The sequence below is a fragment of the Nocardioides nematodiphilus genome (assembly GCF_020216525.1).
Classification (GTDB): Bacteria; Actinomycetota; Actinomycetes; order Propionibacteriales; family Nocardioidaceae; genus Nocardioides; species Nocardioides nematodiphilus.
Map to the genome: position 1 here is coordinate 56,444 of NZ_JAIWOY010000008.1, position 22,160 is coordinate 78,603.

Below are 22,160 nucleotides of genomic sequence, written 5' to 3' on the forward strand. Positions count from 1 at the left end.
CGGGTCCTCAGCCCTGCACCGCCTTGGTGATCGTCAGCATCATCGAGGTCCAGGAGCGATCCGGCGCGGCGTTGGTCAGCAGCTCGTCCTTGATGTTGACCAGCATCCGCACGATCACCCAGTCGCGCGCGCGGTCCTCGTCGAGCTCGGCGCCGTCGACCAGCGCGAAGAACCGGTCGCGGATGGCCTCGCGCTCGCGGCCGGCGTACTCGTCGAAGCGGTTCCACAGCATCGGCGCCAGCTCGTAGTGCGGGTCGCCGGAGAGCGGCTTGGGGTCGATCGCACGCCAGACGTCGCCGGCGCGGTCGAGCAGGACGTTGGCGAAGTGCAGGTCGGTGTGGACCAGGGTGCCGTCGCACGCCGGGTCGGAGGCGAAGTCCTGCGCGAGGGACCGGGCGTGCTCGACCATCCGGCGGGGCAGCGGCGCGTCCTTGGGCAGCGCGCCGAACTCGCCGACCCAGCGGGTCGCCTGCTCGGAGAGCAGCCGGAGCTGCGGCGGCGCCGGCACGTGCAGCTGCCGGTAGAGCCCGGCCACGATCCCGCAGGCGTCCAGGTCCCACAGGTCGACGAGGTCCTCGGTGTCGAGCCGCTCCAGCAGCAGCGCCCAGCGGTGCGGGTCGGCCCGGAGCAGCTGCACCGCGCCGCGGCCGTGCCAGTGCTGCAACGCGAGCGCCTCGTGCTCGGCCTCGGGGTGCGGCCAGCCGATCTTGAGGACGGCGGGCCGCCCGCCCGTGGTGCGTACGGGCAGGACCAGCGCGGTGTGACCGTGCATCGCCGCGCCGTCCGGGGTCAGCGACCACTCCTCGACCAGCTCGCGCACGAGCCGAGGGAGCCGCTCGATCCACGCCGCCCACACCGGTCCGCGCTCGGCGTACGCCAGCAGGGACTCGGGAAGGGCGGTCACACCGTGACCCTAGCCAGCGTCAGTGCGCCGTGCCGACCAGGTAGGCCGTGCGGAGGGCGCGGTGCTGCACGGTCGTGAGGTCGTAGACCTCGCGCACCCACCACAGCGGGTGAGTGCGGATCACGCCGTCGTCGCGGCGCGGGCCGTACACGTCGCCACCGTCGTCACAGGAGTAGTAGCCGACCCACCGCGGGTGGTCCTTCGGGGTGGCCCAGGCACCGCCGACGCGCAGCCGGCAGGTGTGGCCGTCGAAGAGTCTCATCGCCAGCGGGGTCGGCGTGGCGGGCTTCGCGACCTGCGGGAAAGCGCCGACGTACCGCATCCGGACCAGGGTGTGCTCCAGCGGGTTCCGCAGGCAGAGCACGGTGTGGTGGGCCGATCGCCAGCAGGCCGGGAGATAGGCCGCCGACGGGGAGCACGACACGATGCCCGCGCGTACGGCCGAGACCGCCGCCCCGTCACAGGACGCGCGGCCGCGCTCGCGGTGCACGGTCCAGCCCGCTGCCGGCGTGCCGGCCGCCGTCACCGGCCGCACCACCCGGATCGCGGTCACGGGTCCGGACGCGGTCGCGCGGTCGGAGGAGGCGGCGTACGTCGGCGGGGCGACGGTCACCGCCAGCCCGGTGATGAGCAGCAGAGCGGTCAGGATCGCGCGCACGGAAAACCTCCAGCGGAGAGGACGGGTCGTCCCTAGGACGCTTACCCCTGCCCCTGAGGTTGCATGCTCGCGACACCTCGTGAGGTCAGTAGGCGGCGATGAGCCCCAGCACCGTGACGACTGCGGGGACCGCGACGGCGGCCCGGGCCTTGCCCGAGCGCAGCTCGCCGATCGAGCCGGCCGCGACCATAGCGCCACCGACGGTCGCCGCGCAGCTCAGGATCGCCCAGCCGATGTGGCCGGTGATGAGCATGACGAGGGCGGCGAGGCCGCAGGCCGCGAGCGCCGCCGAGCGGCGGACGACGACGGAGATATCAGCAGAGCGGGACATGGGCAGACCCTACTCGGGCCCTCAGGAGCCGACGTGGTCCCAGGTCTCGGTCAGGATCGCGCGGTGCGTCGGGAGTGCGTCGCGGTGCATCATCGCACCGGCCGAGGTGAGGCAGACGAAGACGCCGCGGCGGTCGTCGGCGCAGATGTCGCGACGGACCAGGCCCGCCTTCTCCAGACGGGCGACAGCGCGCGACAGCGCGCTCTGGCTCAGGTGGCTGTCGCCTGCGAGGTCCTGCATGCGATAGCTGCCGCAGTTGGCGTCGACCAGCCGATCGAGGGTCTCGAACTCACTGAGCCCGATGCCGTGCTTGTCCTGCAGCGCCTTCTCGAGCGCCGCGCTGAGCACCGCGTGCCGGTCGAGCAGGGCCCGCCATTCGTCGAGCCTCTCCCGTGAACAACCGGACGGCGTCGCCACCGCCGAAGGAGCCGCCGAACCTGTTGCCATATCGCGCATCCTAGCCGACTTTGCGGAAGATTGCACCTGCATTATTTGTGCTTGCATTCAATGCACATGCATGGAATCGTCATGGTCATGTCCTCCACAACACCACCCGATGAGCACATCCAGGCGACCGGCATCTCCTGGCAGGCACGCACCTGGGCCATGCTGATCACCCTGTGCATCGTGCTGTTCCTCGACGGACTCGACGTCTCGATGATCGGCGTCGCGCTCCCCTCGATCGGCAAGGAGCTCGATCTCTCCACCTCGACGCTGCAGTGGCTGGTGAGCGGCTACGTCCTCGGCTACGGCGGCCTCCTGCTCGTCGGCGGGCGTACGGCCGACCTGCTCGGGCGCCGGCGGGTCTTCCTGATCGCCCTGGCCGTGTTCGCCGTCGCCTCCCTCGCCGGCGGCCTGGTGAGCACCGGCCCCCTGCTGATCCTCACCCGGTTCGTGAAGGGCCTGGCCGCGGCCTTCACCGCCCCGACCGGACTCTCCATCATCACGACCAACTTCGCCGAGGGCCCGGCCCGCAACAAGGCCCTGTCGATCTACACCGTCTTCGGCGCCGGCGGCTACTCCTCCGGTCTGATCTTCGGCGGCCTGATGACGAACGTGGGCTGGCGGTGGACCTTCCTGCTGCCCGTGCCCGTCGCCCTGATCGCCCTCGCCGCGGCCATCGTCCTGGTGCCTCGCGACCGGCCCGCCGAGGAGGGCGGTCACGACCTGTGGGGTGCGCTGCTGTCCGCTGCGCCGATGCTCCTGCTCGTCTACACGGTCGTCCAGGCGCCCACCCACGGCTGGGCCTCCGTACGGACGATCGGCTCCTTCGCCCTCGTCGCGGTCCTGTTCGCGGCGTTCGTCCTGGTCGAGCAGCGGGTCAAGCACCCGCTGGTGCGCCTGGGCATCCTGCGCAAGCCGACCCTCGCCCGGGCGAGCCTGGCGATCATCGCGATCGCGGGCTCCTACTTCAGCTGGCAGTTCCTGGTGACGCTCTACCTGCAGGACACGCTCGGCTGGTCGCCGATCCACCTCGCCATGGCACTGCTGCCCGTGGGGCTGATGGTCACCGCCTCGGCGTTCGTCTCCGGTCGACTCGTGGACCGCTTCGGCACCGGTCGGATCATCGCGGTGACGATGGCCGTGATGGCGGTCGGCTACTTCGCGTTCCTGCGGATCGACACCGCGCCGTCGTACTGGACGATGCTGTTGCCCGCTGTCGTCCTGATCGGAGTGGGCTGGATCGGCTTCCCCGCCATCAACATCCAGGCCACCAGCGGCATCGACGACGAGGAGCAGGGCCTCGCGGCCGGGGTGCTCCAGACCTCGATGCAGGTGGGCTCGGCGATCGTCCTGGCGATCACCACCGCCATCGTCGCCTCGGCCCCGAGCGGCGACGCATCGCCGCAGGCGGTGCTCGACGGCTTCCGACCGGGCCTGATCTTCGCCGGAGCGGTGGCGATCGCAGGTGCTGTCATCGCCCTGCTCGGGCTGGTCCAGCGCCGGCAGGAGCCCGGCGAGGACGTCGAGCTCGACGTCGACCTCTCGGAGGAGCTCGCCGCCTGAGCGACGATCTCAACCTCCCACCAGCGGGTCCGGGCGCACCACGCGCTCGGGCCCGCCCGGCGTTCGACTACTTCTTGGCCTTCTCCGCCGGCTGGGTAGTGGAGAGGGCGGCGACGAAGGCCTCCTGCGGGACCTCGACACGGCCGACCATCTTCATCCGCTTCTTGCCCTCCTTCTGCTTCTCGAGCAGCTTGCGCTTACGGCTGATGTCGCCGCCGTAGCACTTGGCAAGGACGTCCTTGCGGATGGCGCGGATGGTCTCGCGGGCGATCACGCGGGCGCCGATGGCGGCCTGGATCGGGACCTCGAACTGCTGGCGCGGGATGAGCTCACGCAGCTTGCCGACGAGCATCACGCCGTAGGCGTAGGCGGCGTCGCGGTGCACGATCGCGGAGAACGCGTCGACCGGCTCGCCCTGGAGCAGGATGTCGACCTTCACCAGGTCGGCGGCCTGGTCGCCGGAGAACTCGTAGTTGAGCGAGGCGTACCCCTTGGTCTTCGACTTGAGCTGGTCGAAGAAGTCGAACGCGATCTCACCCATCGGCAGGATGTAGCGCATCTCGACGCGGTCCTCGGAGAGATAGTCCATCCCGAGCAGGGTGCCGCGCTTCATCTGGCACAGCTCCATGATCGTGCCGATGTAGTCGCTCGGCGACAGGATCGTCGCCTTCACGATCGGCTCGCGGACCTCGTTCACCTTGCCGTCGGGGTACTCCGAGGGGTTGGTCACCTCGATCTCGGTGCCGTCCTCCATCTTCACGTTGTAGATCACGTTGGGAGCCGTCGAGATGAGGTCGAGGTTGAACTCGCGCTCGAGCCGCTCGCGGGTGATCTCCATGTGGAGCAGGCCGAGGAAGCCGATCCGGAAGCCGAAGCCCAGCGCGCCGGAGGTCTCCGGCTCGAAGGTCAGCGCAGCGTCGTTGAGCTGCAGCTTCTCCAGGGCGTCGCGCAGCGTCGGGTAGTCGTCGCCGTCGATCGGGTAGAGGCCGGCGAAGACCATCGGGTTGGGGTGCGAGTAGCCGCCGAGGGCCTCGATCGCGCCGTTGTGCTGGCTGGTGACCGTGTCGCCGACGCGGGACTGGCGCACGTCCTTCACCCCGGTGATGAGGTAGCCGGTCTCACCGACGCCCAGGCTGTCGCACTTGAGCGGCTCGGGGCTGATCACGCCGAGCTCGAGCATCTCGTGGGTGGCACCGGAGGACATCATCTTGATCCGGTCGCGGTGGGTGAGCTTGCCGTCGAAGACCCGGACGTAGGTGACCACGCCGCGGTAGGTGTCGTAGACGGAGTCGAAGATGAGGGCGCGCGCCGGGGCGTCGGGGTCGCCCACCGGGGCCGGCACCTGCTTGACGATCTCGTTGAGCAGCTCGGTCACGCCGAGGCCGGTCTTCGCGCTGGTCAGGAGCACGTCCGACGGGTCGCAGCCGACCAGGTTGGCGAGCTCCTCGGCGTACTTCTCGACGTTGGCGCTCGGCAGGTCGATCTTGTTGAGCACCGGGATGATGGTGAGGTCCGCGCCCATCGCCAGGTAGAGGTTGGCCAGCGTCTGGGCCTCAATGCCCTGGGCGGCGTCGACCAGCAGGATCGCGGCCTCGCACGCCTGCAGCGAGCGGGAGACCTCGTAGGTGAAGTCGACGTGGCCCGGGGTGTCGATCATGTTGAGGATGTACGTGCCGGCGCCGGCCTCGATGTCGTGCTCGGCGGCCGCCTCGGGCGTGACGGTCCACGGCATCCGTACGGCCTGCGATTTGATCGTGATGCCGCGCTCGCGCTCGATGTCCATGCGGTCGAGGTACTGCGCCTTGGCCTCACGCTCGCCGACGACACCCGTCAGCTGCAGCATCCGGTCGGCCAGCGTCGACTTGCCGTGGTCGATGTGGGCGATGATGCAGAAGTTGCGGATGATCGCGGGATCAGTGGATCCGGGCACAGGTGCGGTCATGGTGCGGCCATCATCCCTTGCCAGGTCCCGTCGAGCCAAAGGCCCGCACTCCCCTACTCGGGGCTGTCCAGGAACTCCCGGGTCTTGGCGATGGCGAAGCCCCAGCCCTGCTGCACTGTCGGCTTGGGCGGAACGGCGACCTCGTCGGGATTGGTCAGCACGTCGACCAGGACGGGACCGGGGTGGGCCAGCGCCTCGGCGAGCGCCCGGTCGACCGCCCCGGCCTCCGTGACCCGGATCCCCTTCACGCCGACCGACTCCGCTACCGCGGCGAGATCCGGGTTGTGCAGCACCGTGCCGTACTCCGGGAGGCCGACCTGCTCCATCTCCAGCTTCACCATCCCGAGACGCCCGTTGTCGAAGACGAGCAGCTTGACCGGCAGGTCGTGGGTCGCGGCGGTGATCAGATCGCCGAGCAGCATCGTCAGGCCGCCGTCGCCGCAGAACGCGATCACCTGGCGGTCCTTGTCGAGCGCCTGGGCGCCGAGCGCCTGCGGCATGGCGTTGGCCATCGAGCCGAGGTTGAACGACCCGAGCAGGCGCCGCTCGCCGCGCATCCGGACGTAGCGGGCCAGCCAGGTGGTCGCCATGCCGGTGTCGGTGGTGAAGACGGCGTCCTCAGCGGCGAGCCGATCGGCCGCTGCCGCCAGGACCTCGGGGCGCACCCGGCCGTCGGGGTTGTCCACCTTGCGGCGCAGCAGCCCGACGGGCTTGCTCTCGTACGCCGGGTCCGCGATGGCGTCCTGACGCTCGCGCCACGACGCGTACGCCTCGCGGGCCTTGTCGAGGTGCGCCGTGTCGTCCTTGGGACTGAGCTGGGCGAGCAGCGCCTGCAGCGTCAGGCGGCTGTCGCCCACCACCGCATGGTCGACCGGGTGGCGCCGACCGATCGAGCCACCGTCGATGTCGAGCTGCACGACGGTCTTCCCGCTGGGATAGAACTCCTTGTACGGGAAGTCCGTGCCGACCATGAGCAGCAGGTCGCAGCCCTCGAAGGCGACTGCCGAGGCGTGCCCACCGAGCAGGCCGGACTGGCCGACCTCGTACGGGTTGTCGCGCTCCAGACCCTCCTTGCCCTTGAGCGTGATCACCATCGGCGCGCTGAGCCGCTCGGCGACCTCCAGCACCTCCGCGCGCGCATGCCGCGCGCCCTGGCCGACCAGCATCGTCACCGAGCCCGCCGCGTTGATCGCCTCGGCCGCCTCCTGCACGGAGGTCGGGCTCGGCGGCAGCGGCGGGTTGTCGGTGACGAAGCGCGGCGTACGGGTGTGCTTGGCGACGTCGAGGCCGCCGACGTCGCCCGGCAGGGTGAGGACCGCGACACCGCGGTGCTGCAGCGCCGCGTTGCCGGCCCGCTCGATCAGGTTGGGCAGCTGCGCGGGGTCGGTGACGGTCGCGTGGAAGACCGCGACGTCGGAGAAGAGAACCTCGTTGTCGACCTCCTGGAAGAAGTCCGAGCCGATCTCGGGACGCGGCACCTGTCCGCAGATCGCGAGCACCGGCGCATGGGACTTCTTGGCGTCGTACAGGCCGTTGAGCAGGTGGATCGAGCCGGGGCCGACCGTGCCCATGCAGACGCCGAGGCGGCCGGTGAGCTGCGCCTGCGCGCCGGCGGCGAAGGCGCCCACCTCCTCGTGACGTACGCCCATCCAGGTGATCCGGTCCTCCTGCCGGATGGCGTCGGTGACGGGGTTGAGGGCGTCGCCGACGACACCCCACACATGGGTCACGCCATGCTCGGCGAGGGATTCGATGAGCAGCTCGGCAACGGTGGTCACGATGGTCCTCCTCGGGGCCGACGGATCGGCGGATCGATCAGGGGCGAAAGCGGTCGGGGTCGGCCAGCTCCCAGTCGCGCACCCAGGTGGGGGGCGGCGACGTGTACAGCTGGCCGGGGCTCAGGTGGTCGAAGATCTCGTCGTAGCCGAGGATCGTCTGGTGGTCGACGCGCCGGCGCAGCATGTGCGGCCGCAGCTCCTCGAACGAGCTCAGCCCCATCGAGGCGACGACCTGGGCGGCCTGCTCGACGACCGCCTTCTGATAGTTGAAGACCCGCTCGGACTTCGACGGCACGTCGAGGGCGCGCATCCGCTTGGGATCCTGCGTCGCGACCCCCACCGGGCAGTGGTTGGTGTGGCAGCGCTGCGACTGGATGCAGCCCACCGCCTGCATCATCGCGCGGGCGGCGTTCGTGTAGTCGGCGCCCTGGAGGATCCGCTTGACGACGTCGACGCCGCTGGAGACCTTGCCGCTGGCCCCGATCCTGATCCGGTCGCGCAGGCCGACGCCGACCAGGGCGTTGTGCACGGTCATCAGTCCCTCGGTGAGGGGCATGCCGACGTGGTCCTCGTACTCCAGCGGGGCGGCGCCGGTGCCGCCCTCGGCCCCGTCGACCACGATGAAGTCGGGCGTGATGCCCTCCTCGACCATCGCCTTGCAGATCGCGAGGACGTCCACCCGCGAGCCGACGCAGAGCTTGAAGCCGACCGGCTTCCCGCCGGCCAGCTCGCGGAAGCGCGCGAGGAAGCGGACCAGCTCACGCGGCGTGGAGAACACCTGGTGGTACGCCGGGGAGACGCACTTCTCCCCGACCGGGATCCCGCGGGTGTCGGCGATCTCCTGCGTCACCTTGGCCCCGGGCAGGACCCCGCCGATCCCGGGCTTGGCTCCCTGGCTGAGCTTGAGGCTGACCATCTTGACCTGGTCGTCGGCGGCCTTGGCGGCGAACTCCTGCTCGTCGAAGCCCCCGTCCTTGGTGCGGGCGCCGAAGTAGCCGGACCCGATCTCCCAGACCAGGTCGCCGCCGTTGCGGTGGTACGGGCTGATCGCGCCCTCACCGGTGTCGTGGGCGAAGCCGCCCATCGCCGCGCCGCGGTTGAGCGCCTCGATCGCGCGGGCCGAGAGCGAGCCGAAGCTCATCGCCGAGACGTTGAGCAGCGCCATGTCGTACGGCTGGGTGCAGTCCGGCCCGCCGATCCGCACCCGCGGCGGCTCGGGCGCGGGATCCACCGGGACGGTGGAGTGCAGCAGGTACTCGTAGCCGATCTCGTCGAGGTCGCGCTCGGTGCCGTACGGCTGCTCCTCCTTGATCCCCTTGGCGCGCTGGTAGATCGCCGAGCGGGTGTCCCGGTCGAACGGGCGGCCGTCGTAGTTGCGCTCGATGAAGTACTGCTGCATCTCGGGGCGGATGGACTCGAGCAGGTAGCGCATGTGCCCGACGACCGGGTAGTTGCGCAGGATCGAGTGCTTGCGCTGCACCAGGTCGTAGACACCGAGCACCAGGAGCGCGACGACGAAGGCGGCCAGCAGCAGCCAGCCCCACCCGCCGATCGCGGCGGCGAGGACGGCGACCAGTGACAGCGCCGCCAGCACGCCGAGGACCAGGAATCTGAGCACGAGACGCCGTACCCGGCAGGCGACCCGGGCAAGCGCCACCGCACCTGGACAGATCCTGGGAGCGCGGTCCTGGCAGGATGGCGCGGGTGAGTGGTGTGATCCCCGTCGACTATCCCGTCGGGCGGACCGCCCGCCGTCTCGGCTGGGTGCACCTCCCGCCGCGCGTGCGGGCCGAGGTGGAGCGTCGACTCGGCTCGGCGGTCGTCGAGGACCGGTCCAGCGAGGCCGGCTTCACGCCGGGCCTGGCCGCGGTGCTGACCTGTGCCGACGGCTCCCGGCACTTCCTCAAGGCGGCCTCGACCAAGGCGCAGAAGGTCGTCGCCGACGCGTACCGCGGCGAGGTGTCGCAGCTGCGCGCGCTGCCGCCCTCCGCGCCGGCTCCCCGGCTGCGGTGGTCGATGGAGGTCGAGGAGTGGGTGGTGCTGTGCATCGAGCACGTCGACGCCGTCTCGCCTGCCCGGCCGTGGGCTCCTGCTGATCTCGCGGCGTGCTCGGCCATGCTCGTTCGCGCCGCCGAGGCACTGACTCCGGCACCGGGCATCGGCACGCCGTCCTTCGCCGAGGAGGTGGGCAGCTGGGCCGGGCTGTGGCACTCCCAGCTCTCCCACCTGCCGCACGCGGCCGAGTGCGGCGCGCTCGCTGCGCGGATCGACGAGGTGGCCGCCGGCGCGACGCTGGTGCACGGCGACCTGCGCGAGGACAACCTCCTGCTGTCGACGTCGGGCGAGCAGGCGTGGCTGTGCGACTGGGCCTGGCCCTCGCGCGGCGCGGCCTGGATCGACTCGCTGCTGCTCCTCATCGGGCCGCGCGGCGACGGCCTCGACGTCGAGGCGCACCTCGCGGCGCACCCGCTGCTGAGCCGTGTCGCAGCCGAGGACATCGACACCGTCCTCGCGCTCCACCTGGGCTATTTCACCGTCGCCGCGGACCTGCCGCGGGTGAGCAACTCCCCCTGGTTGCGCACGATGGCGGCCTGGCATCGAGACGTGTTGCACGACTGGCTGGCCGAGCGGCGGGGCTGGCGGGTCTGATCGTGGGGCATGAGCGGATTTGAGGGCACTCCCGCGCCGCTGCTAATCTCGGTAGTCGCGTGTTCGCAGTTGGGCCTCTCCCCTCTGATTTCCCCGAGGGGCCGGGCGGATCGCACCGAAGACCTAACTGAGCCGAACCCCAAGGACTGAAAGAAGCACATGGCGAACATCAAGTCGCAGATCAAGCGCAACAAGCAGGCCATCAAGGCGACCGAGCGCAACAAGGCCGTCAAGAGCGAGCTCAAGACCGCCATCCGCAAGTTCCGCGAGGCCGCGGACGCCGGCGCCGAGAACGCCGCCGAGCTGGGCCGCGCCGCGACCCGCCTGCTCGACAAGGCCGCCTCGAAGGGTGTCATCCACAAGAACCAGGCCGCGAACCGCAAGTCGTCGGTCGCCAAGAAGGCCTCTTCGCTCTGATCTTCTGAGCATCTCGTCGGCCCCGTCTCGCAAGAGGCGGGGCCTTCGTCGTTTCGCCGAGTCGGCCCTCCGGCACCGCCGACTCGGCCCTCCCGCACCGCCGACTCGGCCCTCCCGCACCGCTGACTCGGCCCTGCGGCACGGCTGAGTCGGCCGTCCGTCAGCGGCGCAGACCAGTGATCGTCAGCACGAGCCGCTCGAGGGTGTACTCGGGATCGCTCGCCGCGCCCTTGAGGTCGGCGTCGGCCTGGGCGACCGCGCGGATCGCCGCGGCAAGCCCCGCCTCGTCCCAGCCGCGGGCGACGGACGGCAGCTTCTTGAGGGCGTACGGATTGATCGACTTGCGGTTGCCGCCGACGTAGTTGGCCAAGGTGCGGAGCTGTCCCGCGATGCTGCTGAGCAGGTAGACGGCGCTGGTGCCGGACTCGATCGCCCATCGCACGCCTTCCATCGCCTCGAGCCGCTGACCGGCCAGGAGCGCGTCGGCGATCTCGAAGTTCTTCACCTCGGCGCGGCCACCGAAGTACTGCGCCACCTGCTGCTCGCCGATCGTCGTGCCCGGGAAGTCGCTGACCAGCTGTTCGAGCGCCGAGGAGAGCATCCGCAGGTCCTCCCCGACCGCCTGGATCAGGAATGCGGCCGCGTCCGGCTCGATCCGGGCGCCGTGTGCCTTCGCCTCCGCGGTGACGTACTTCGGCAGGTCCCAGGTCTTGATCGACTCGGACTTCACCTCGGTCACGGTGGGCAGCTTGCGAAGCTTGGCCAACGTGCCGCTGCCCTTGGGGCCGCCGCCGTGCACCAGGACCAGCGCGACCTCCTCAGCCGGTTGGGTGGCGTAGTCGACGAGGCCGGCGACGGACTCATCGGGGAGGTTCTCCAGGGCGCGTACGACGACGCAGCGCACGCTGGAGAAGAGACTGGGCGCGCTGAGCTCGCCGAGGGTGCCGAGGGTGAGGTCGTTGGCGAGAGTATCGGCGAGCTCGGCCTCCGGGTCGTACTTCTTGACCGCGGCTCGCACCGAACGCACGGTCCGCTCGCTGAGGAACTCCTCCTTGCCCGTCACCAGGATCACCCGGCCCAGGACGTCGGCAGCGCTCGGTGTGCTCGTCATGATGGCGTCAGCCTGCCACATCGGCCGGAGGGCCGAGTCGGCGGTGCGGGATGGCCGAGTCGGCGGTGCGGGATGGCCGAGTCGGCGGTGCGGGAGGGCCGAGTCGGCGGTGCGGGAGGGCCGAGTCAGCGGGTCTCATAGCCCATTCCGGCGCCATCCACGGTGACCGCGACGGAGCCGTCCTGGTCGGTCCGCAGCACCCTCACACCGTCGGTGGTGAGCGGAATCAGGGTGGAGGGAGCCGGATGGCCGTACTCGTTGTCGGCGCCGACCGAGGCGATCGCGAGCCGGGGGTGGAGGCCGAGGAGCCAGTCCTCGTCCTGGTAGCGCGATCCGTGGTGCGGGATCTTGAGTACGTCGACGTGCAGGCCCGGCACGCTGCGCGCGATCGCCTCCTGCCCGTCGGGCTCGACGTCGCCGGTGAGCAGGATCGAGAGCCCGTGTGTACGGGCGAGCAGCACGACGCTGGCGCCGTTGGCGGTGGAGCCGTCGCCCGGCCCCGTCGTCGGTGAGTCTGCGGTCGGCCAGAGCACCTGGAGCGTCACCTCCCCCACCTGCACGGTCGCCCCGTACGGCGCCGGGAGCGGCACCACGCCCGCCCGGCGCGCCGCGCGCTGGACCTCGGCCACCCCCTCCGGCGGGTCCTGCAGCCGGGTGGTCCAGATCCGGCCCACGCGGCGGCCCTCGACGACCGCCTCGATCCCGCCGACGTGGTCGGCGTGGAAGTGGGTGAGCACCAGCAGCGGCACGTCCCGGATGCCGAGGCGGTCGAGGCAGTCGTCCATCGGCCGCGGATCGGGACCGGCGTCGATGACGACGCCGGCGTGCGGGCCGCTGCGCAGGACCGTCCCGTCGCCCTGCCCGACGTCGCACACCAGATAGACCCAATCCGGCGGTGGCCACCCCGGCGCCGGCCAACGGATGACCGTGACGACAACCAGACCGAGGCAGCAGAAGGCCCCGGTGCCGCGACGCCGCAGCACGCGCGGCATGCAGAAGGCGATCACGACGACGAGCAGCGTGAGGACGCCGATCGCGATCGCCCCGGTCCCCCAGCCGATCGCCGCGGTCGGCAACGCCGCGGTGCGCTGGGCGACCGTGACGATCCAGGCGACGCACCACCAGGCGAGCCAGCCGACGCACCTCCCCAGCCAGGGCCACACCAGCCCGAGCAGACCGCCGAGGAGTCCGAGCACGGTGGCCGGGCCGACCGCCGGCTCGGCCAGCAGGTTCGCCAGCACCGCGACGATGCTGACCTGTCCGGAGATCACCGCGATCAGGGGCGTACAGGCCAGCTGGGCGGCGGCCGGGACGGCGATGGCCTCCGCGAGCCACCGGGGCAGCCAGCGGGCGAGAGCATCCCGCCACGACGGGGCGAGGAGGAGGATCCCGGCGGTCGCCAGCACCGAGAGCGCGAAGCCCATCGAGGTCGCCAGGGTCGGGTCGAGCAGCATCAGCACCAGGACGGCGCCACCCAGTCCGCGCAACCCGCGGGACCGGCCGTTGTGCCCCATCGCCAGCAGTCCGACGGCGCCCATGGCGGCGGCGCGCAGCACGCTGGGCTCTGTCCGGGCGAGCACCACGAAGCCGACGATGCCCAGGGTCGCCACCACCGGCAGCCAGCGCCCACGCACCCCGACCCAGCGCGCCACGATGAGCAGGAAGCCGACGACGAGCGTCAGGTTGGTGCCGGAGACGGCCAGGAGATGAGTGAGCCCGGTCGTCCGGAAGTCATCGCTGATCGTATCGTCGACCCCGCTCTCGTCCCCATCGACCAGCGCCGGCACGATCCCGCGCTCCGGGTCGGGACGGCCTGCCACCGATGCTCGTACGGCGGCACGCAGCTGTGCGGACGCCTGCCACCACACGTCGGGACCGTCGAGGCGCCGCGGATCGGCATCGGCCAACACCAGCGCTGCGGTGTCGGGCTCGTCGGCCACGACCAGGCGTCCCGAGGTGGCGACGGTCTCCCCGAGCGGCACGTGCGCCCAGGCGGTGTCACCGAGCAGCACGACGGGTGCCCGGACCGAGAAGGTGTGGCCGCGGCCCGTCACCACACGCACCTGCGCGCGCAGAAGCTGCCGCGTGCCGTGCGCCTCGACGATCGTGCGCGGATCCGAGGTCACCACCGCGACGACCTGCACCTCTGCACCGCGTTGCGCGAGCCTCGCCACCGGGTCGTGCCGGATCTGCAGGGTCCGGAAGCCGGCCACGGCGAGCACCGCGAGCAGGACCGCGATCGCGCCGACCGCGGTCGCGCGGAGCGCGGGTCGCCGAACGGCCATCGCAGTGGCGCCGCCCAGGGCGACGACGCCCGCGGCGACGGCTGCCCCCGCCTGATGGGCGGCCAGCGCCGCGAGAAGTCCGCCCGCCCAGGCGCACAGGCCGATCAGCGGCAGCCGGAGGTCGCGCGTGGCGACGGATCCATCACCCGACAAGGACGGAGCCATCACTCAGCGTCAGACGGTGACGTGCGGGGTCAGCTTCTCCAGCGTCGCGGGGCCGATGCCATCCACCTCGAGCAGCTCCTGGACCGACGTGAAGCCGCCGTTCTGCTCGCGCCACTCGAGGATCGCTTGGGCGGTCACCGGGCCGACGCCGGGCAGGGTGTCCAGCTCCTCGGCGGTCGCGGTGTTGAGGTTGACCAACCCACCGTCGCCCGTGGCGCCTGGCAGCGGCACTCCCGATCCGAGGCTGGAGGCAGCGACCGGAGCACCCACGACGACCTGCTGGCCGTCGGCGAGCACCGCCGCGAGGTTGAGACCTCGCAGCGTGCCGCGGCGCGGGACACCGCCCGCCGCCTTGAGGGCATCGGTGACCCGCGAGCCGGTCGGCAGGATCACGATCCCCGGTCGGCGGACCTTGCCCTCGACGTCGACGGTCACCATCGCGGCCGCTGACGTCGCGCTCGGTGCGACCACAGCGGTCGCGGTGGCGCCACCTCCGGTGGCAGCGAGCGGTACGAGGGGCGATGCGGCCGCGGTGGGCGCCGAGACCGGGGACAGATCGGTGGCCCGACCACGGGCGAGCCACCAACAGGTGAGCGCGAGGGCGGCGGCGAGGACGAGCGCGATCACGGTGAGCTGGGAGGGCCCCAGCCGAGCGCGCCCCTGGAGGGCCTCCGGGAGCCGCGGCCGCATCGTGAGCGAACGGCGTGCGGCATGGCGCCCGGGCTCCGGGACCAGCGCCACCACCGGTGACTCCGGCACCGCAGGTGACGCCCCCTCCGCCGCCTCCACGCCGGGCCACGCCACCGCCGCGGTGTGCGCCGTCCACCACGCGCTCTTTTCCGGAGTGCCCTCGGCAGCGGTCTCGGCACGCACCAGGGCGAGCCGCCTGCTCAGGGTCTCCTGCTGCACGTCGGGTCGAGTTCGCATGCCGCGACGCTAGGCCGGACCGACGACCGCCGCAGCCGCCCGAAGACGTCCTGGGGACAACGATGCCCGCGGGCCACCCTGTGGACGGGAAGTGGCTCGAACCGCACCCTCCGGCACCCGAGCGACCGCCGAGCGAGGAGCGAGCGCGACGCCTTGGCCACCGAGCGCGGGCAGCGCTAGAGCGCCGGCGCCACCACGACCGAGAGCATGCCCGGACCCACATGCGCGCCGAGGCCGGCGCCGACCTCGCCCACGTGCACGGGGACCGCGAGGCGCTCCCCCAGGCCGGCGGTGAGCGACTCGGCGAGCCGCTCGGCCCGCTCGGCGGCAGCGAGGTGGCCGACGGCCACCTCGACCTGACCCTCGGGCACCGCCACGAGCGCGAGCTCCTCCATCCGGGCGAGCGCCCGCTGCGATGTGCGCACCTTCTCCATCACCACCACCCGGCCGTCCTCGAACGTCAGCAGGGGTTTGACCGCGAGCGCCGAGCCGACGAGAGCGGCCGCAGTGCCGATCCGCCCGCCGCGTCGCAGCGGCTCCAGCGAGTCGACGTACATCAGGGTGCGGGTGGCCTCGGCGCGCGCCTTCGCGATCCGGGCGGCCTCCTCGATCGAGGCGCCGCCGCGTACGGCCTGCAGGGCTGCTGCTGCGGCGAAGCCGACCGAGGGTCCGACGGCCCGGGTGTCGAGCGTGGTCACCGGGATCGACACCTCACGCGCCGCCAGCTGGGCCGACTCCAGAGTGCCGCTCAGCTCTGCGGAGAGGTGGATCGAGAGGATCTGGTCGTGGCCCTCGGCGGCGAGCCGGGCGTAGACGTCGCGCATCGTCGCCGGCGACGGGCGTGACGTGCTGACCTTGCGCTTGGCGGCGAAGGCGGCCAGAACGGCGCTCGGCGAGGCCTCCTCGTCGCCCTCGGCGAAGCACTCCTCGTCGATGACGACCTGCAACGGCACGACCGTCACGCCGGCGGGCATCTCCCCGGTGGGAAGGAGCGCGGTCGAGTCGGTGACGACTGCGATCGACGATGCCATGGCCTAGACCCTAGCGGGTGACGGTCGCCACTCGCTGGGTCGAGATCGGCGTCACGCCGATCACATCGTCCACGTTCGTGACAGTGGACCTCAGACATGGGTACAGAGCACGTCATGACCATCGAGATCAATGAACGTGGGCAGTCCCCCGACGCCGCTGAGCTGCCCGGGGTCATCCTGCTCGTCAGCCTGGTGGCGATCCTGACGCTGATCTGCTGGCTCAGCCTCTGACGTCGTCGGCGCGCCGGCCCCTCTGCCCCGCGACGATCTGAACCTAGGACACAGCCGCACGATCAGAAGACCGGCGCGCCCCGCAGAACGCGTACGTCCGCGACGACCTGGGCGAGGACCAGCGACGGTGCCGTGGAGGAGCGCGACGATTCCGGCGTGCTCGATGCCCGACCGGGCGATGTCAGCCCGGCCGGGCGATGTCAGCCCGGCCGGGCTCGTGGCGCCGACACCGGGTTGCCGACGACCACGCACGCCTCGAGAAGTGACCTCTCGGGCCGCAGAAAGTGACTTCTCGACTCAGACGACGATGTTGACGAGCTTCGGCGCCCGGACGATGACCTTCTTCGGCACCTCACCACCGAGGTCGACCGCAGCCAGCGCGAGCGCCTCCAGGTCGCCCTCCGAGATCGAGGGCGGGACCTCGAGACGGGCGCGGACCTTGCCCTTGACCTGGACGACCGCGGTGACGGTGTCGTCGACCAGCAGCGCCTCGTCGATCGCCGGCCAGCCGGCGCGGGCGACCGTGGTGTCGAGCTGCGGGTTGCGGCCGAGCCGCTCCCACATCTCCTCCGCGGTGTAAGGCGCGACCAGAGACAGCAGGATCGCGACGGCCTCGACGGCCTCCCGTACGGCGGGGTCAGCGGCGCCGGCACCCGAGTCGATGGTCTTGCGGGTCGCGTTGACCAGCTCCATCGTGCGGGCCACGACCACGTTGAAGCGGTAGCTCTCCATGAGGCCCTCGACCTCGTGCAGCGTCTTGTGCGTGACCCGACGCAGCGCGACATCGCCCTCGGCGGCGTCGACGCCTGGGGCCGAGGTCACGTCGGTCGCGAGCCGCAGCGCACGCTGCAGGAAGCGCACCGAGCCGGCCGGCGAGACGTCGGCCCAGTCGATGTTGTCCTCCGGCGGGCCGGCGAAGACCAGCGTCAGGCGGACGGCGTCGACGCCGAACTCGTCGAGCTGCTCGCCGAGGTTGACGCCGTTGCCGAGCGACTTGGACATCTTCTTGCCCTGGTTGATCACGACGCCCTGCGACATCAGCCGGGTGAAGGGCTCCTCGAACTCGAGGTAGCCCTTGTCGTGCAGGACGTAGGTGAAGAAGCGCGAGTAGAGCAGGTGGAGCACCGCGTGCTCGACGCCGCCGACGTACTGGTCGACCGGGCCCCACTGCTTGAGCGCCTCCACGTCGAAGGGCGCGGTGTCCAGGTGCGGGGAGACGTAGCGCAGGAAGTACCACGACGAGTCGACGAAGGTGTCCATCGTGTCGGAGTCGCGCTTGGCGGGACCGCCGCACTGCGGGCACTCGACGTTCGCCCAGGACTCGATCGCGGCCAGCGGGGAGCTGCCCTTGGGCTTGAGCTCCTCGCCCTTCACGTCGTCGGGCAGCCGGACGGGCAGCTCCGACTCGGGCACCGGGACCTCACCGCACGTCTCGCAGTGGATGATCGGGATCGGGGCGCCCCAGAAGCGCTGGCGCGAGAGCAGCCAGTCGCGCAGGCGGTAGTTGACCGTGCCCTGCCCGGTGCCGGCGGCCTCGAGCTTGGCGATCGCCTCGGCGACCGCGGCCGCCTTGTCGTACGGGGGCGCGTCCTCGGAGTCGTCGTAGACCGGCACGATCGGCAGGTCGAACTTCTCAGCGAACTCGCGGTCGCGCTGGTCGTGCGCGGGCACGGCCATGATCGCGCCGGTGCCGTAGTCGGCCAGCACGTAGTCGGCGGCCCAGACCGGGATCTGCTCACCGGTCAGCGGGTTGGTCGCGGTGATGCCCAGGTCGACGCCGGTCTTCGGGCGGTCGGTGGCCAGGCGATCGATGTCGGAGGCCTTGCGGGTCTCCTCGACGTACGCCTCGAGCACGCCGGCCTGCGCGGGGGCGACGACCTCGGCGGCGAGGGCGGCGTCGGCGGCGACGACCATGAAGGTCGCGCCGGCCAGCGTGTCGGGGCGGGTGGTGAAGACCGTGACGGTCCGCTCCTCGCCGGAGGCGAGGCGCATGACGAAGTCGACGTGAGCGCCCTCGGATCGACCGATCCAGTTGCGCTGCGAGGCGACGACGCGGTCAGGCCAGTTGCCCTCGAGCTGGTCGATGCCGTCGAGCAGGCGCTGGGCGTAGTCGGTGATCTTGAAGTACCACTGCGTCAGCTCCTTCTTGGTCACCACCGCGCCACAGCGCTCGCAGGTGCCGTCGGCCAGGACCTGCTCGTTGGCGAGCACGGTCTGGTCGTTGGGGCACCAGTTGACCGGGGAGTTCTTGCGGTAGGCCAGGCCCCACTCGCGGAACTTCAGGAAGAGCCACTGGGTCCAGCGGTAGTACTCGGGGTCGGAGGTGTGCAGGCGCGTGGACCAGTCGAAGGAGACGCCGTAGCGGCGGAAGGACTCCGCCTGGGTCTCGATGTTGGCGTAGGTGTACTGCGCCGGGTGCTCGTTGCGCTTGATGGCCGCGTTCTCGGCCGGCAGGCCGAAGGAGTCCCAGCCGATCGGGTTGAGGACGTCGTAGCCCTTCTGCCACCAGTAGCGCGCGAGCACGTCGTGCAGCGCCATCACCTCGGCGTGGCCCATGTGCAGGTCACCCGACGGGTAGGGGAACATCGTCAGCGCGTAACGCTTCTCGGCGCCCCCGAGCAGCCCCGCCTTGAACGGATCGATCCGCTCCCAGACCGGTCGCCACTTCTCCTGCAGCGCCTCGACGTCGTACGTCGTGGCCTCGTGCTGCTCCTGCGTCATCGCCCTCGTCCCTCTACCGTCCGGTGAAACCTGGACGATCATCCCAGACCGAGGGGTCAGACTCCTACGCAGTGCGCCTTAGCGCTCTCCGCTCACAGGTGCCTACGCGGGCAGCAGCAGGGCGGGCAGCAGCTGGCGCAGCGACAGCTCGATCTGGTCCAGCGCCGGCGTCGGGCGGTCGTGCATCCTGAGCAGCGCCTGCTGGAAGAGGCCGTCGACGATGGCGTACGCGATCTGCGGCGAGACCGCGATCTCGCAGCCGGCGAGCTCGGCGTAGCGCGAGACGACCCGCCAGACCATGTCCAGCAGCCAGCCGTCGATCAGGTCGACGGTCTCGCGCAGCGGCTCCTCGAACATGCTCGCCGAGCGCAGGTCGTACCAGAGGCGGTGCATCGGCGCATCCGAGCTGAGCGTCAGGCGCAGCTTGGCGATGAAGCCCTCGACGAGCTCCTCGGCGGTGGTGGAGCGGGCGATGATGTCGTCGTAGCGCTGCACGCAGCGCGACTTGTGGAACCGCACGCAGTAGACGATGAGCTCGTTCTTGTCGCGGAAGTAGTAGTGCACGACGCCGTGGCTGAACGGGGAGTTCGCGGCGATGTCGCGCAGACCGGTACGGGCATAGCCCAGCTCACCCAGGGTGACGAGCGCCGACTCCGCGAGCTGGTCGCGGCGCGTCTGGTGCTTGTCCTCGGTGCTTCGGCGTGGGTGAAGGACCACGCCCTCCTCGGCGGCAGCGCTACTCGCGACCATGGTGAACTCCAATCAGCGGCCAACCCCCCGAGCAGCAACCCTAACCCCGCGAACGCGTCCCTGGGTACGAATCCGACGGGTCATTGAAGGTCCCGGTTTCCGTGTCTAGACAGGCGTGAAATCCCTCCACCTGACCAGAAATGTTCGACACCGAATGATTTGGTGACGTGTACCTCACGTGTGAAGATGTCCGTGCGCCGCTGACCTGCTGCGTGACCCAGGCGAAGACCCCCCCATTTCGTCAGGGCCACTGCCGGGTCAGCGGCGTCCTTTCATCCCCGGGACGGGTCGATCAGGATCTTGGCGTGCTCGCCGGCATCCGCGAGCTGGTCGAACGCCTCAGCGACGCCCGTGAGGCCGACGGTCCCGGTGACCAGCGGCGCCGGGTCGACGCGGCCGGAGGCGATCCACTGCAGGGTCTCGTGGAACTCGGCCGGGTCGTAGCCGAAGACGAATCGCAGGTCGATCTCCTTGCCGATCGCGACGGCCGGGCGGATCTGGTCGGGCTCCATGCAGACGCCGACGACCAGGACCCGCGAGCGCAGCGGCGCGTCGGCGATCATCCGGTCGATCATCCCGGGGATGCCGACGCACTCGAACACGACCGGGCCCTGGGGGACCTGCCCGGCCCGCTCGGCCAGGCGCATGGCCCGCGCCCACGGCAGGAGCGGTACGGAGCGCAGGCCCCGCATGCTGCCCAGCGCCAGGTCGAAGAGCTCGGTCGCGCTGCGGATGTGCCCGCGACGCTTGCCGTACGCGTCGAACGGGTCGGTCACGCGGGGGTCGACCACGATGTCGGCGCCGCACCGCGCCGCCAGGTCGCGGCGGGCGCCGGACAGGTCGGAGGCGACGACGGTCCGCACGCCGGCGGCCTTGAGCATGAGGATCACGGCCAGCCCGATCGGGCCGCAGCCGACCACGACCGCGACCTCGCGGGTGCCGATCTGCGCGCGCCGCACGGCATGGTGGGCGACCGCCAGCGGCTCGACCAGCGCGGCGTGATCATCAGGCACGGAGTCCGGCACCGGGAACGCGAAGGCCTCCGAGACCAGCACCTGCTCGGCGTAGGCGCCGGGCGCCTTCGGGGAGAGGCCGGTCAGGTGGACGCCCTCGCGGGTGCCGAGCATCGGCAGCGCCACCATCCGCGTCCCCTTCGCCCAGGCTCGCCGCGTCTTGGGACCGTACGCCGCGATGGTCCCGACGAACTCGTGGCCGAGCACGACGCTGTCGCCCGAGCGCATGAAGGCGTCGTAGCCCATCTCGGCGAGCGCGTCGGCGGTCACGTCCCCGTGCGTACGGGCGTGGAGGTCGGATCCGCAGATGCCGCAGCGGGTCACGTCGAGCAGGATCTGGCCGGGACCGGGCTGGAGATCGGCGACGTCGGCGACCTCCAGCCGGCCCTCGTGCGTGGTGACGGCTCTCATGCCGCCGAGTCTGGCACGGCCTCGATCCGGTCGATCCGCGTCGCCGTCAGGTAGACCACGACGGCGAGGATCGCCACCAGGAAGCCGACGCTCGGCCACAGCGTGCCCAGCCCGAGGCCGCCCTCGGACCTCTCGGAGGCGAGGTAGTCGCCGATGTTGGCGCCCAGCGGGCGGGTGAGCACGAAGGCGACCCAGAAGGTCAGCACCGGGTTGATGCCAGCCTTCCAGGCGACCAGGCACAGCGCGATCAGGCCCAGCGGCAGCAGGATCGAGGCCCCCGGGGACCAGCCGGTCAGCTCGACGGTCCAGTCACCCAGGGCGGTGCCGAGGGCGAAGGTGACGAGGATGGTCAGCCAGTACCAGCCCTCACGCGAGGTGGTGTTGATCGCGTGGATCGACAGCGTCCGCTCGCGGGCGTACCAGGCCCCGAAGACGGCGATCAGCAGCACGGTGAAGACGGTGCTGCTGATCCACAGCGGCACGTCGTGACCGTCGGTGAGGTTGTCGGTCAGGAGGGTCCCCTCGACGCTGACCAGCACGACGGTGAGCCAGTAGATCCAGGGCGTGTACGCGCGGGTGCGGAACTGGTAGGCGAGCGCCGCGACCAGGGCCACGCCGAAGAGGACCGTGGTGTTGACCAGGCCGAAGCCGAGGGTCTCGTTGATGTAGTCGGCGAAGCTCTCGCCGACGCTGGTGCACAGGATCTTGATCACCCAGAAGTAGACGGTGACCTCAGGGACCTTGTTGAGCAGCGCCACCCGAGCCGGCGGCGAGGCAATGTTCGTCGTCATGGCCCCACCGTGGCGGCGGCGGGGTGCCGACAACCTGA

Annotated in this window: 18 protein-coding genes; 3 read left to right on the forward strand and 15 right to left on the reverse strand. The window is 71.0% G+C overall.

All coding sequences use genetic code 11. The features are described 5' to 3' along the window. Positions 1-7 precede the first annotated feature (7 nt). The 4 genes from KSO98_RS13605 to KSO98_RS13620 all read right to left on the reverse strand — a co-directional run bounded on the left by KSO98_RS13605 (position 8) and on the right by KSO98_RS13620 (position 2,340). Complete coding sequence (locus KSO98_RS13605) at positions 8-904, reverse strand: aminoglycoside phosphotransferase family protein (RefSeq protein WP_225286177.1); 897 nt, start codon at positions 902-904, stop codon at positions 8-10. Positions 905-923: 19 nt separating this feature from the next. Next, positions 924-1,562 carry a hypothetical protein gene (locus KSO98_RS13610; RefSeq protein ID WP_225286178.1) on the reverse strand — a complete coding sequence of 213 codons (639 nt, stop codon included), beginning with the start codon at positions 1,560-1,562 and terminating at the stop codon, positions 924-926. 85 nt (positions 1,563-1,647) lie between these two features. Further along, positions 1,648-1,893: a hypothetical protein gene (locus tag KSO98_RS13615; RefSeq protein WP_225286179.1), complete on the reverse strand. Its 246-nt coding sequence runs from the start codon at positions 1,891-1,893 to the stop codon at positions 1,648-1,650. 21 nt (positions 1,894-1,914) lie between these two features. Further along, positions 1,915-2,340, reverse strand: a complete 426-nt coding sequence (locus KSO98_RS13620; protein WP_225286180.1) for a MarR family winged helix-turn-helix transcriptional regulator — start codon at positions 2,338-2,340, stop codon at positions 1,915-1,917. A gap of 87 nt (positions 2,341-2,427) precedes the next feature. On the opposite strand from KSO98_RS13620, the gene KSO98_RS13625 reads away from it, so the two are divergent. Beyond that, positions 2,428-3,900 (forward strand): MFS transporter, encoded by a 1,473-nt coding sequence (locus KSO98_RS13625; protein ID WP_225286181.1) that lies wholly within the window; start codon positions 2,428-2,430, stop codon positions 3,898-3,900. Between the two features lie 67 nt (positions 3,901-3,967). On the opposite strand, the gene lepA is transcribed toward KSO98_RS13625, so the two are convergent. The 3 genes from lepA to KSO98_RS13640 are packed head-to-tail and all read right to left on the reverse strand — an operon-like array spanning position 3,968 to position 9,238. Then, positions 3,968-5,842, reverse strand: a complete 1,875-nt coding sequence (lepA, locus tag KSO98_RS13630; protein WP_225286182.1) for a translation elongation factor 4 — start codon at positions 5,840-5,842, stop codon at positions 3,968-3,970. 53 nt (positions 5,843-5,895) lie between these two features. Continuing rightward, positions 5,896-7,620, reverse strand: a complete 1,725-nt coding sequence (locus KSO98_RS13635) for a thiamine pyrophosphate-dependent enzyme (RefSeq protein ID WP_225286183.1) — start codon at positions 7,618-7,620, stop codon at positions 5,896-5,898. Between the two features lie 37 nt (positions 7,621-7,657). Beyond that, positions 7,658-9,238 carry an FMN-binding glutamate synthase family protein gene (locus tag KSO98_RS13640; protein ID WP_225286184.1) on the reverse strand — a complete coding sequence of 527 codons (1,581 nt, stop codon included), beginning with the start codon at positions 9,236-9,238 and terminating at the stop codon, positions 7,658-7,660. 86 nt (positions 9,239-9,324) lie between these two features. Here KSO98_RS13640 and KSO98_RS13645 point away from each other — a divergent pair, with 86 nt between their 5' ends. Then, positions 9,325-10,269: a phosphotransferase gene (locus tag KSO98_RS13645; RefSeq protein ID WP_225286185.1), complete on the forward strand. Its 945-nt coding sequence runs from the start codon at positions 9,325-9,327 to the stop codon at positions 10,267-10,269. Positions 10,270-10,428: 159 nt separating this feature from the next. Further along, the gene (rpsT, locus tag KSO98_RS13650) at positions 10,429-10,686 is read left to right on the forward strand and encodes a 30S ribosomal protein S20 (protein ID WP_225286186.1); all 258 of its coding nucleotides are present in this window, start codon (positions 10,429-10,431) and stop codon (positions 10,684-10,686) included. A 160-nt stretch (positions 10,687-10,846) separates the two neighbouring features. On the opposite strand, the gene holA is transcribed toward rpsT, so the two are convergent. The 8 genes from holA to KSO98_RS13690 all read right to left on the reverse strand — a co-directional run bounded on the left by holA (position 10,847) and on the right by KSO98_RS13690 (position 22,122). Continuing rightward, entirely contained in the window at positions 10,847-11,797 is a 951-nt protein-coding gene (gene holA, locus KSO98_RS13655) for a DNA polymerase III subunit delta (protein ID WP_225286187.1), read from the reverse strand. A gap of 125 nt (positions 11,798-11,922) precedes the next feature. Next, positions 11,923-14,247, reverse strand: a complete 2,325-nt coding sequence (locus KSO98_RS13660; RefSeq protein ID WP_225286188.1) for a DNA internalization-related competence protein ComEC/Rec2 — start codon at positions 14,245-14,247, stop codon at positions 11,923-11,925. 9 nt (positions 14,248-14,256) lie between these two features. Beyond that, entirely contained in the window at positions 14,257-15,174 is a 918-nt protein-coding gene (locus KSO98_RS13665) for a ComEA family DNA-binding protein (RefSeq protein ID WP_225286189.1), read from the reverse strand. Positions 15,175-15,350: 176 nt separating this feature from the next. Continuing rightward, complete coding sequence (locus KSO98_RS13670) at positions 15,351-16,205, reverse strand: DegV family protein (RefSeq protein ID WP_225286190.1); 855 nt, start codon at positions 16,203-16,205, stop codon at positions 15,351-15,353. 528 nt (positions 16,206-16,733) lie between these two features. Beyond that, positions 16,734-19,157 carry a leucine--tRNA ligase gene (gene leuS / locus KSO98_RS13675; protein ID WP_225286192.1) on the reverse strand — a complete coding sequence of 808 codons (2,424 nt, stop codon included), beginning with the start codon at positions 19,155-19,157 and terminating at the stop codon, positions 16,734-16,736. Between the two features lie 102 nt (positions 19,158-19,259). After that, positions 19,260-19,907 (reverse strand): TetR/AcrR family transcriptional regulator, encoded by a 648-nt coding sequence (locus tag KSO98_RS13680; RefSeq protein WP_225286193.1) that lies wholly within the window; start codon positions 19,905-19,907, stop codon positions 19,260-19,262. A gap of 272 nt (positions 19,908-20,179) precedes the next feature. Further along, the gene (locus KSO98_RS13685) at positions 20,180-21,331 is read right to left on the reverse strand and encodes a zinc-binding dehydrogenase (protein ID WP_225286194.1); all 1,152 of its coding nucleotides are present in this window, start codon (positions 21,329-21,331) and stop codon (positions 20,180-20,182) included. After that, a complete protein-coding gene (locus KSO98_RS13690; RefSeq protein ID WP_225286195.1) occupies positions 21,328-22,122 on the reverse strand; it encodes a COG4705 family protein in 795 nt (264 codons plus the stop codon). Before KSO98_RS13690 ends, KSO98_RS13685 begins: the two co-directional genes overlap by 4 nt. Between the last annotated feature and the right edge of the window lie 38 nt (positions 22,123-22,160).